General features: G+C 66.7%; 12 protein-coding genes. 7 read left to right on the forward strand and 5 right to left on the reverse strand.

The window, feature by feature from the left end; all coding sequences use genetic code 11:
- Positions 1-146: 146 nt before the first annotated feature.
- The 3 genes from AUP43_RS01320 to AUP43_RS01330 are packed head-to-tail and all read right to left on the reverse strand — an operon-like array spanning position 147 to position 3,225.
- On the reverse strand, positions 147-2,219 hold the full coding sequence (locus AUP43_RS01320) for a TonB-dependent receptor family protein (RefSeq protein ID WP_067551545.1): 2,073 nt from the start codon (positions 2,217-2,219) through the stop codon (positions 147-149).
- Between the two features lie 4 nt (positions 2,220-2,223).
- Entirely contained in the window at positions 2,224-2,760 is a 537-nt protein-coding gene (locus tag AUP43_RS01325) for a YcnI family protein (RefSeq protein WP_084462410.1), read from the reverse strand.
- Between the two features lie 48 nt (positions 2,761-2,808).
- A complete protein-coding gene (locus AUP43_RS01330) occupies positions 2,809-3,225 on the reverse strand; it encodes a DUF2946 family protein (protein ID WP_067551552.1) in 417 nt (138 codons plus the stop codon).
- Positions 3,226-3,542: 317 nt separating this feature from the next.
- On the opposite strand from AUP43_RS01330, the gene AUP43_RS01335 reads away from it, so the two are divergent.
- Positions 3,543-4,145, forward strand: coding sequence for a sigma-70 family RNA polymerase sigma factor (locus tag AUP43_RS01335; protein WP_232314846.1), 603 nt, complete (start codon positions 3,543-3,545; stop codon positions 4,143-4,145).
- A gap of 45 nt (positions 4,146-4,190) precedes the next feature.
- Here AUP43_RS01335 and AUP43_RS19160 read toward each other — a convergent pair whose 3' ends face one another.
- Together AUP43_RS19160 and AUP43_RS18830 are read right to left on the reverse strand one after the other, a co-directional pair.
- Complete coding sequence (locus AUP43_RS19160; protein ID WP_198154780.1) at positions 4,191-4,343, reverse strand: hypothetical protein; 153 nt, start codon at positions 4,341-4,343, stop codon at positions 4,191-4,193.
- Positions 4,344-4,582: 239 nt separating this feature from the next.
- Positions 4,583-4,978 carry a hypothetical protein gene (locus tag AUP43_RS18830; RefSeq protein ID WP_157089180.1) on the reverse strand — a complete coding sequence of 132 codons (396 nt, stop codon included), beginning with the start codon at positions 4,976-4,978 and terminating at the stop codon, positions 4,583-4,585.
- 361 nt (positions 4,979-5,339) lie between these two features.
- On the opposite strand from AUP43_RS18830, the gene AUP43_RS01350 reads away from it, so the two are divergent.
- From AUP43_RS01350 to AUP43_RS01375, 6 genes are all read left to right on the forward strand, one after another.
- Positions 5,340-6,146, forward strand: coding sequence for a molybdate ABC transporter substrate-binding protein (locus AUP43_RS01350; protein ID WP_067551562.1), 807 nt, complete (start codon positions 5,340-5,342; stop codon positions 6,144-6,146).
- The gene (locus AUP43_RS01355) at positions 6,143-7,174 is read left to right on the forward strand and encodes an iron ABC transporter substrate-binding protein (RefSeq protein ID WP_067551564.1); all 1,032 of its coding nucleotides are present in this window, start codon (positions 6,143-6,145) and stop codon (positions 7,172-7,174) included. The genes AUP43_RS01350 and AUP43_RS01355 overlap by 4 nt, the downstream gene beginning before the upstream one ends.
- On the forward strand, positions 7,171-8,187 hold the full coding sequence (locus AUP43_RS01360) for a FecCD family ABC transporter permease (RefSeq protein ID WP_067551567.1): 1,017 nt from the start codon (positions 7,171-7,173) through the stop codon (positions 8,185-8,187). Before AUP43_RS01355 ends, AUP43_RS01360 begins: the two co-directional genes overlap by 4 nt.
- 4 nt (positions 8,188-8,191) lie before the next feature.
- Positions 8,192-8,944, forward strand: a complete 753-nt coding sequence (locus tag AUP43_RS01365; protein WP_067551570.1) for an ABC transporter ATP-binding protein — start codon at positions 8,192-8,194, stop codon at positions 8,942-8,944.
- A 97-nt stretch (positions 8,945-9,041) separates the two neighbouring features.
- A complete protein-coding gene (locus AUP43_RS01370) occupies positions 9,042-9,941 on the forward strand; it encodes a DMT family transporter (RefSeq protein ID WP_067551573.1) in 900 nt (299 codons plus the stop codon).
- A 113-nt stretch (positions 9,942-10,054) separates the two neighbouring features.
- Entirely contained in the window at positions 10,055-11,074 is a 1,020-nt protein-coding gene (locus AUP43_RS01375; RefSeq protein ID WP_067551576.1) for a DctP family TRAP transporter solute-binding subunit, read from the forward strand.
- Positions 11,075-11,163: the final 89 nt, after the last annotated feature.

Raw genomic sequence — 11,163 nt, forward strand, 5'->3', positions numbered from 1 at the left:
TCCCTCTCCCCTGCCGGGGCGAGGGAAAGGTACGGGCGCCAGCCCAAGTCTCCGCTTCCCTCTCCCCTGCCGGGGCGAGGGAAGGCGAGAGTCGGCGATGAGTGCCGCCGGCCGTATCTCTGCCCCCTTGCCTCGGCGAAAGTTCCCTACCAGCGGACCTGTGCGCCGACGAACACGGCGCGGCCGTCACCGGGATTGAACAGCGCGGCGTTCGGCGTCGCGCTGGTCGCCACGCTGACCGAGGAGATGTAGCGCTCATCGGTCAGGTTGCGGCCATCGAGAAACACCGACCAGCCGCGCGGCCAACCGGGCGGATCGTCATAGCCGATTTTCAGGCCGAGCAGCGCATAGGGGCGCGTCTCGGTGGTGTTGGCGTTATCGACGTAATAGGCCTGCGGCACCCACTCGACATTCGGGCCGACATAGAAGCCGGTCGGATGGTCGTAACGCAGCTCCGCCCGGTAGTAATGGCGGGGCGCGCCGGGCAGTTCGTTGTCGCCATAGGTCGGATCACCGTCGAACGAGAAGTCGCTGAAGGTGTAGGCCTGGCGCAGCGTCAGCCGGTCGCCGCCGCGCTCGGTGGCGAACAGGCCCTCGGCCAGGCGGTAATCCAGGCCAAGCTCCAGCCCCTGATGGATCGTCTTGTCGGCGTTCAGCGAATAGCTTTGGCCGTTAGACGCGGTGAAAAGCTGGATCTCGTCCTTGATCCAGGCGCGATAGACCGCGACGTCCCAGGCGAAACGGCCCTGGCTGCCGCGCGTGCCAACCTCCAGCGTCACCGCCGTCTGCGGGTCGATATCGCCGATCGGCGCGGTGGCGGTGGGGCTGAGGTCGCTCAGGGTCGGGATTTCGGTGCTGCGCGACAGATTGCCGAACACCTGCCATTCCGGTGCTGCCTGCCACAACAGGCCGACGCGCGGGTTGAAGCTGGTGAAATTGTCGCGGAAGCTGGCGTCGCCATCGGTCAGGAATTTATCCTCCACCTCGCGGGTCGAATAGCCGGCCTGGGCGCCCAGGATCAGCGCCAGATCGGTGCGCAGCCAGGTCCGGTTCTCGGCATACAGGTCCGCATTCTGCGCCGTCTCGAAGGATTTGAAGGCCAGCGCCCCCTTCTGCCCCGCCACATTGGCGTAGCGCAGATTATCGTTGGTGCCGTGCCCCAGGCGCACGCCGATAAGCTGCTCCTGCTTCAGGCCGAAGGCCTCGCCGCCGGTCTCGTATTCACCGAACACGCCGTAATCCAGCACGGTGTTGTCCAGCACCTGGAAGATCGGATGGAACAGGTCGCGGCTGACGAAATAACCGCCGAAATTGACCGTGCCATCCTCCAGCGCGACCGAGGTTCGGCTGCCCAGGCGGATCGATTCGATGTCGCGCTTGTAATTATTGGCCAGGTTGCCGGCCGCCGCCGCCTTCGGGTTGTTCAGGGCCTGATCGCGGCTGACCGAGCCCGGAATTTCCTGGTCGATATCATTGTAGGCGATGAACAGCCGGGTCTCGACGGTGTCGGACAGGCGATAACCGAAATTGCTGTTCAGGCGGATATTGTTCTGCTCGTTGAGCTGCCGGTAGCCATCCTGCTGGATGGTGGTGGCGGTGGCGTAATAATCCCAATCCTTCCCGTAATCGCCCATCGCCACCTGGCCGCGCCGGTAGCCGTCGCTGCCGATCTCGAAGCGGGTCAGAACGCCGTCCAGATCGCGGCCGGTGGGGGTGTGGACATTGATCGCCCCGCCCAGCGCCGCCGAGCCGAAGCGCAGCGCGTTGGCCCCCTTGAACACCTCGATATAGCGGATGTTCAGCGGATCGATCTCCTGGAAGTCGCCGCTGCCATCGGCCAGATTGATCGGCACCCCATCCTGCAGCAGGGTCACGCCGCGCAGATGGAAGTTGCGCGACAGGCCGGAACCGCGGATCGACAGGCGCGAATCCTCGCCGAATTTCGGCTGGATGAACACGCCGGGCGTATAGTCCAGCGCATCCTTCAGCGTCAGCGCGCGGCCGTCGCGGAACTCCTCCGACGTCACGAGGTCGACGCCGCCGGGCACCTGCTCGATCTTCTGCCTGGCCTCGGCGGGGGTCGGCTGGGTCAGGCTGCGCGGCGGGGCCGGCACCTCGATGCGGATTTCCGGCAGAGTCTGGGGCTGGTTCTGCGCAAGCGCATCCGTCCCGGCGAGCGCCACAGCGCCGGCCAAGGACCAGAAAATGGTGCGGTTCATGGGACTATTTCTTGTCGATCAGGCGCAGCACCGGGGCCGGACCCATCTGCATGCCGGCGTCATGCTCGTGCGTGTGGGTGCCTTCCTCGGCGCTCCAGTGCCAGGATTTGCCGCCCTCGCACTCCTGCACGGTGATGAAGGGCAGCGCGGTGCCGGCCTCGCCCTTCGGCAGCTTCAGCGACAGGCCGAACTCGTCATACTGCCAGTCCGGCAAGGTGTTGCCGCTCCAGACCACCTGGACGATCCGCTCGGTCAGCATCGTGCCATGGCCGCCGGGCACCGGCTCCGGCAGCTTTTCCTTCACCAGCTCGACGGTCCAGCCGGGCTTGGCCTGCGGCCGGGCGGTCAGAATGCTCTCCGGCAGGGCGACGATGATCTTGTTGGTCGCCGCGCCCGAACAGCCATGGCCGATCAGGATGGTGACCCTCTGATAGCTGTCGGCCGGGGCCTGGCGGGGCTGGATCACGGCATGGGCGTGGGCCGCCGCAATACCGGTAATTGTCGTGGCCAGCACGGCCGCGACGCTCAATGCGTGACGCATGGACTGATACTCCAACGATTGAAATCGACTAAATTGTGGGTCGGTCGATCAAGCGTTGGCGGGTGGGGCGCGGGCCTCGGCCCAGCCGGATGCGGCGGTTTCGCGCGGGTGGGCCGACTCTACCGCCGCATAGACGACAGGGCGCGCCAGGAAGGCGGGCGCGACCGGCGGCTCCGGCGGCAGAATCGCCAGAATCTGCTGCGCGCCGAGGCACAGGGGGCAATGAATGATGGATGTCGGATCGGTGGCGTCGCCGCCCGGTTCCGCGCCGATCCGCACCAGCTTGTAGCCATCGGCGGTGCAGAGCGCCAGGGTTCTATTGGAGAGATCGTCGCCGGCGCGCGCCGGCATCAGGAACGGCGACAGCGCCTGCACCCACACGGCGAACATCACCAGCGCGGCCGTCATCAGCCAGGCCGGCCGCCGCGCTTGCGCGCCGTGATCGATGCTGCCCCGATACGCCATCCTTCCCCCTTGGGAAGCTTTATAGACGGTATCTCTTTGCCCGTAACTGCGACATTTTTGTCGGGTTGTTCAATCTTTTGCGGTAGGTTGGTAAAGTCTTTGCCGAAAACGGGTTTGCCGTGGAACAAAGTGATCCCGGCATCTGTTCAAAACATAACGGCTCGGCCCGACACCAGCGTCAGGCCACCGACCGTCGCGTTCCGTTAAGCGGTTCCGCGTCCGATGGACATAAGGAAGCTACCATGACAAACGCGCCGACAGAGAAACCCCAGCGCAGCGAAAGCACCAATGCTTCGACGCGGGGGGAGATGGTTACGTTGATCCCCGCTCTCCGCGCCTTCGGCCGCACGCTCTGCCGCAATCACACCGATGCCGACGATCTGGTCCAGGAAACCCTGACCAAGGGACTGGCCAATATGCATCGCTTCGAACCCGGCACAAATCTGAAGTCCTGGCTGTTCACCATCATGCGCAACAGCTTCTACACCAACATGAAGCTGCGCAATCGCGAGCAGCCGGGCGCGGCCGACTGCGTGGCCGGCAATTGCACCGTCGCGGCGAGCCAGGAATGGTCGGTGCGCGCGAAGGAATTGCGCGCCGCCCTGGAAAAACTGCCGGGCGACCAGCGCGAAGTGCTGATCCTGATCGGCGTGCTGGGCGTGAGCTATGAGGATGCCGCGGTGATCTGCGGCGTCGCCGTCGGCACCATCAAGAGCCGGCTGAGCCGGGCGCGCGTGCGCATCCTGGAGCTGCTCGACCCGCCGGAGCAGGAGGAGGCCCACCCGCCCATGCAGCCGGCCTTCCGACCGATTCCGCTGCCGAGCCGGCTGGAGCGCAAATATCAGCCGGGCTATTTCCACAGCGCCGGCTCCCTCCGGTCGCTTTCCGACTTTCTCGGCCACGGCACGCATATGGGCTGACACGGCGGAACAGGAAAAAGGGCCGGCACAATGCCGGCCTTTCTCTTAACGCCAGATGGCGAACCAGATCGCCAGGCAGATCACGGCCAGACCCAGCGAGATAAACAGGACGGTCCTGACATGACCGGATGTTTCGCCCTGGCGAGCCTCGGTCTTGTCGATCTTCTGCTCGCCGACATGGTCATCCTGGCGGGACATGTTTTTCCTCTCGGTTGAACTGTGCTCTCCAGTCAACCAGGGGGAAGATGATTTGTTCCCCTGCCCGCTTCACAATGAGCCGCAACCCATTGTTCTAGAAATATTCCGGTGAAAAGTTCGCTCCCTGCATCACGGTGGGTGGGAGCGCAAGACCGCCGTGACGGCGCCGGTGGGCTACCCCCCTATCGCCTCCGGGCCGACTTTGTTCCCCCCGCCTGCCGCACTGGCTGGGGAAAATCTTAATTCTCGGGAATTTCGGTCGGGCTCGCCGGCGGCGCGACCGGCTCCTCGGTCATGGTGGTGACCGGCGAATCGTCATGCGCGGCGATATTGTTCCGATTCACGCGCGTGTCGGCATCGAGCGGCACATTGTCGTTGCCCGATCCGGGGTCGCCCCGGTCCGCCTCATCCTTTTGCAAGGGAGATTCCGGGGCCGGGGATGGGGGCTGCACGGTAGCACGCGCCCTCCCATAGGCTTCCTCGACTTGCTTGGCGAGATCAAGGAGATGCGCCGGCACCTCTTCCTGCTCGTCGCTGCGATACAGATTACGCAATTCTTCATGCAGGACGTCGTGCGGCGATTTCTTCTGACCCGGTCGGCTTTTGCCGGAGGTGTAGTCCCTCTCATCGGTCATTACGCATACATCCAATTAATCGAAAGCTCTGCGTCTGCGTTTTATCCCTCAATCCAGTGACATAGCCGCGTCGATCAGAAAATCCACTGCCCTTGAACGAAAACGAAAATCAGACGGCTCTCACTAACATTAGACACCGCTTGAGTCGAAAAAAAACTCGGCGCTACTTCAATACCGTAAGGGTACGGTGCAAGTCTGAAATACCCATACGCCGCGCTCGATCTCAAGTCCCCATACGCTTATTCGTTCCCTATGCGAACTAAAAAATCGACCGTGGCGGAACGCAAGCGCGCTTATAATGCTCCCTAAACCACCGGCGCGCCAGGATGCTCCGCAAGGAAGCCGGAAGGAGGAGGAATGAATGAAACGCACGCTGCCGGCGGCGCTGTTCGCCCTGATATCCGTCCTGTCGGGAGCCGCGATGGCCGATGATCTGACGCTGCGCGCGGCCGGTAGCCTGAAAGCGCCGATGAGCGACATCGCCGCGCAGTTCGAAACCCTCAGCGGGCATCAGGTGACGCTGGATTTCGGCCCCTCCGGCCTGTTGCGCGAGCGCATCCTATCCGGCGCGCCGACCGATCTGTTCGCCTCCGCCAACATGGCGCACCCCGAGGATGTCGCCGGCCAGCGCGGCGGCACGGTGATCGCCTTCGCCAGCAACATGCTGTGCGCGCTGACCCAGCCGGAAATTGCCGCCACGCCGGACACGCTGCTCGATCTGATGCTGTCGCCCAGGGTGAGGCTGGGCACCTCGACGCCGCAGGCCGACCCGGCCGGCGATTACGCCTGGATGCTGTTCGACCGGGCCGAGGCGCTGCAGGCCGGCGCCGCCGCCCGGCTGAAGGCCAAGGCGCTGACGCTGACCGGCGGGGCCGACGCGCCGAAGCCGCCGGCCGACCGCACCGTCTATGCGATGGTCATGGAGCAGCGCGCGGCCGATATCTTCCTGACCTATTGCACCAACGCCGTGCTGGCCGCGCAGGAAGCGCCGGGGCTGAAGATCGTGCCGATCCCCGATTCCCTCGCCGTGGGCGCCACTTACGGGCTGCTGGTGCTGAACGACCGCAAGCCGGCGGTGGAGCTGGGCCGCTATATCGCCGGCCCGGACGGTCGCGCCGTGCTGGAAAAATACGGCTTCGGCGCGCCCTCAAAGCCGGCCGAGCGATGAGATTGGCGGCCTCCCTGCCCTTTCTGCTGCTGGCGCTATGGCTCGGCATCGGCCCGGCTTGGGCGGAGTCGCGGCCGATCGAGGATTCCGCCGGCCGCGCCGTCGTCGTGCCGGGCCGGGTGGAGCGCGTCTTCGCCGCCGGGCCGCCGGCCGCCATCGTGCTCTATACGCTGGCCCCGGATACGCTGCTGGGCTGGACCCGCGCCCTGTCGCCGCAGGAGGAGCTGTATCTGCCGGAGCGCTGGCGCGGCCTGCCGGGCCACGGACGGCTGACCGGGCGCGGCAATTCCGCCAATCTGGAGGCGGTGCTGGCGCTGAAGCCCGACCTGGTGGTCGATCTGGGCTCCGTCGGCCCGACCTATGTATCGCTGGCCGACCGGGTGCAGGGCCAGACCGGCATCCCCACCCTGCTGCTGGGCGGCCGGCTGGACGAGCTGCCGGACTCCTACCGCCTGCTCGGCACGGCCTTGGGCAAGGAGGCGCGCGCCGAGCTGCTGGCCGGCTATATCGAGGAAACGCTGGATCTGGTGCAGCGCCGCATCGCCACCGTGCCGCCGGCCGAGCGCCCCCGGTTCTACTACGCCCGGGGCCCGCGTGGCCTGGATACCGCACTGACCGGCTCGATCAATGTCGAGGCGATGGATTTCGTCGGCGCGCGCAACGTGGCCGGCGACGCCATCGGCAAGGGCGGCCTGGCCGCCGTGTCGCTGGAACAGGTGATCGCCTGGAACCCGGCGATCATCGTCACCGCCGAGCCGGGCTTCGCCGCCCAGGTGCGCGACAATCCGAACTGGCGCACCGTGCGGGCGGTACGCGACGACGCTATCCTGGTGGCCCCGCAATACCCTTTCCCCTGGGTCGATTTTCCGCCCTCGGTGAACCGGGTGATCGGCGTGCGCTGGCTGGCGGCCAGGCTGTATCCCGCGCTGTTCCCGGAACCGCTGGAGCCGATCGTGCGGGATTTCTACAGCCTGTTCTACGGCCGCACCCTGACCGATGCGGAACTGACGCGGCTGCTGACGCCATGAACCGATCCCAGCTGCGATCCGGGGCCGGCATTTGCCTCGGCCTGGGGCTGCTGGCAGCCGCCGCCCTGGCCGCCTTCAGCGTCGGGGCCTATCCGGTTTCGCTGGGGGAACTGGCGCGCTGGGCGCTGGCCTTCGGCGGCGAATCCGGCCTGCCGGAAGCGACCGAGCTGGTGATCGAGCAGATAAGAGGGCCGCGCGTGCTGACCGCGATGCTGGTCGGCGCATCGCTGGCGGCGGCGGGGGCGGCCTATCAGGGGCTGTTCCGCAACCCGCTGGTCTCGCCCGACATTCTCGGCGTCTCCTCCGGCGCGGCGCTGGGGGCCGTGCTGGGCATCTTCCTGTCCCTGCCTTTCCTGGCGATCCAGGGCCTGGCGTTCATCGGCGGGCTGGGCGCGGTCGGCATCGTCTACGGCATCGCGGCGGCGATGCGCGGGCGCGACCCGATCCTGATCCTGGTGCTGGCCGGCATCGTCATCGGCACGCTGCTGGGTTCCGGCATCTCGCTGATCAAGGTGCTGGCCGATCCCTACAACCAGCTTCCCGCCATCACCTTCTGGCTGCTCGGCAGCCTGTCGGCGGTCAATCGCGACGATCTGCTGACCGTGCTGCCGCTGACGCTGATCGGCCTGGCGCCGCTGGCCCTGCTGCATTGGCGGCTGAATGTGATGAGCTTCGGCGAGGAGGAGGCGCGCGCGCTGGGCGTGGACACCACCAAGGTGCGCCTGGCGGTGATCGCGGCCGCCACGCTGATGACCGCCGCCGTGGTGGCGATCAGCGGCGTGGTCGGCTGGATCGGCCTGGTGGTGCCGCATCTGGCGCGGCTGCTGGTCGGCCCCTCCTTCGGCCGGCTGCTGCCGACCGCGACCCTGTTCGGCGCGGCCTTCCTGCTGCTGGTCGACACGCTGGCGCGCACCCTGGCGCCGACGGAAATCCCGCTGGGCGTGCTGACCGCCATCGTCGGCGCGCCGATCTTCATCTGGCTGCTGGCCACCAGCCGCCGGCAATGGCAGTAGGGCTATGCTGCGGCTGGACGATCTATCCTTCGGCTATGGCCGCACCATCATCGGCGGCGGCCTCACGCTCGACCTCGCGCGGGGCGAGACGCTGGCGCTGCTGGGGCCGAACGGCAGCGGCAAGACCACCCTGTTCAAGACCGTGCTGGGCCTGCTGCCGGCGCTGGCCGGCCGGGTGCTGGTGGAGGGCGCGGACAGCGCCGGCTGGTCGCCGGGGCAGCGGGCGCGGATCTTCGGCTATGTGCCGCAATCCTCGCCGGGCTTCTTCCCCTTTTCCGTCGCCGAGGTGGTGCTGATGGGCCGCACCGCGCGCCTCGGCCCGTTCGCCGCCCCCGCCGCGCAGGATCGCGCGGTCGCCGCCGCCATGCTGGAGCGGCTGGGCATCGCCCATCTGGCCGCGCGCGATTTCCCGCGCATCAGCGGCGGCGAGCGCCAGCTTGTGCTGATCGCCCGGGCGCTGGCGCAGGAACCGGCTATCCTGGTGCTGGACGAGCCGACCGCCAGCCTGGATTTCGGCAATCAGCGGCTGATCCTGGACACGGTGCGCCGGCTGTCCGGCCAGGGCCTGTCGATCGTGCTGTCGACCCACCATCCGGACGAGGCCTTCGCCGTCGCCGACAAGGCCGCCCTGCTGCGCGCCGGCGCGCTGCTCGCCGCCGGGCCGGTGCCGGCGACGCTCACGGAAGCCAACCTCAGCGCCCTCTACGGCGTGCCGGTCGCGCTGCACCGCGTCGGCGGCAAGGTGCTGTGCGTTTAGCGGCTGTGTGCGCCGCCCGCGATTTCCTCAAATCCCGTTGACCCGGCCGGGCCGGCATGGTTCCATCCCGCCGGAACAAAAACCGAACAGGCAAATCATGCGAAGCCAGTCAGGGGCGCTGCCCCAGCCCCTCGTCGGCGCGGCCATGATGATCGGCGCGTGCGTGCTGATCGCCGGCACCTCGCTGCTGGCCAAGACGCTGGGGCGTGGCTTCGAGGGCGCGCCGCTGCACCCGTTCCAGGTCAGCGCCGGGCGCTTCTGCTTCGCCTTTCTGGCGCTGCTGGTCATCATGGCGATCTGGCGGCCGCGCCTGCGCAATATCCATTGGCGCATCCACACCGCGCGCAGCCTGTTCGGCTGGCTGGGGGTGAGCTGCATGTTCGCCGCCGCCGCCCGCATGCCGCTGGCCGACGCCACGGCGATCAGCTTCCTCAGCCCGCTCTTCACCATGATGCTGGCGATCCCGTTCCTGGGCGAGAAGGTCGGCCCCTGGCGCTGGGCGGCGGCCGGCATCGCGCTGGGCGGCGCGCTGCTGATCGTGCGGCCGGGAACCGAGGCGTTCCAGATCATCGCCGTGGTGGCGCTGGGTTCCGCCATCTTCATGGGGGCCGAGGCGATCCTGATCAAGAAGCTGACCGGGGCGGAGCCGGCCTTGCAGATATTGATCGTGAACAACGCCATCGGCGCTGCCATCGCCCTGGTCGCGGTCAGCTTCGTATGGTCCGCGCCGACCCTGCCGCAATGGGGCCTGCTGGCGTTGCTGGGCCTCACCATGCTGGCGGCGCAAAGCTTTTTCCTGAACGCCATGCGACGGGCCGAGGCCAGCTTCGTGATCCCGTTCTTCTACGGCACGCTGATCTTTGCCGCCTTCTACGATTTCGTGGTGTTCGGTGACTTGCCCAGCCGCTACAGCGTGGCCGGCTCGGCGCTGATCGTCAGCGGCGCGCTGCTGCTGGTCTGGCGCGAACAGCGGGCGAGGCGCAAGGCAGCAGCTTGAGGAATATCTGCCTTTAGAAAAATGCCCCTTCCCCTCGCCCCCGCGTGCCACTATCGATGGGTGGTAAAAACAACAATCGCTACCTATGGGAGGATAAGATGGGATGCGACTGGATGCGCCGCGGGGCGCAGCTTGCCCTGGCCGCCGCACTGGGCCTGGGCGTTATCGGGGCCGCGCAGGCCGCCGACTACAAGGCCGAATACAAGATTTCCACCGTTATCGGGCAGCCCTTCCCCTGGGGCGAATCGGCGGTGAAATGGGCCGACCTGGTGCGCGAGCGCACCAATGGCCGGATCAACATGAAGATGTATCCGGGCGCGCAGCTGGTCGCCGGCGACCAGACCAAGGAATTCACCGCGATCCGCCAGGGCATCATCGACATGGCGGTCGGCTCGACCATCAACTGGTCGCCGCAGATTCCCGAATTGAATTTGTTCTCCCTGCCGTTCCTGATGCCCGACCATAAGAGCATCGACGCGCTGACCCAGGGCCCGGTCGGCAAGAAGCTGTTCGAGGTGATCGCCTCAAAGGATGTGGTGCCGCTGGCCTGGGGCGAAAACGGCTTTCGCGAGCTGTCCAACTCCAAGCAGCCGGTGCGCACCCCGGCCGACATGAAGGGGCTGAAGATCCGCGTCGTCGGCTCGCCGCTGTTCCTCGACACCTTCACGGCGCTGGGCGCCAACCCGACGCAGATGAGCTGGGCCGACGCCCAGCCGGCCTTCGCCACCAAGGCGGTGGACGGGCAGGAGAATCCGGTCTCGATCTTCGTCGCCGCCAAGCTGCCGAATGTCGGCCAGAACAACCTGACCCTGTGGGGCTACATGGCCGACCCGCTGATCTTCGTGGTCAATAAGCGGGTGTGGGAAAGCTTCTCGCCGGAGGATCAGAAGATCGTCCGCGAGGCCGCCATCGAGGCCGGCAAGTTCGGCATCGACATGGGCCGCAAGGGCATCAGCGGCAACGACATGTCGGTGATCGACGGCATCAAGGCCAGCGGCGTCGAGGTCGTCACCCTGACGCCCGAACAGCGCAAGCAGTTCGTCGACGCCACCCGCGATGTCTACACCAAATGGAAGCCGCGGATCGGCCCCGAGCTGGTCGACATGGCGGAAAAGTCGATCAAGGGGAACTGATAAGGGCGTGAGCCGTCCCCCCTCCCTACCCTCCCCAGCAAGGGGGAGGGAATGCTCCGAACAACCCCCTCCCCCCTTGCGGGGGAGGG

It is taken from the genome of Oceanibaculum pacificum, from assembly GCF_001618175.1.
Classification (GTDB): Bacteria; Pseudomonadota; Alphaproteobacteria; order Oceanibaculales; family Oceanibaculaceae; genus Oceanibaculum; species Oceanibaculum pacificum.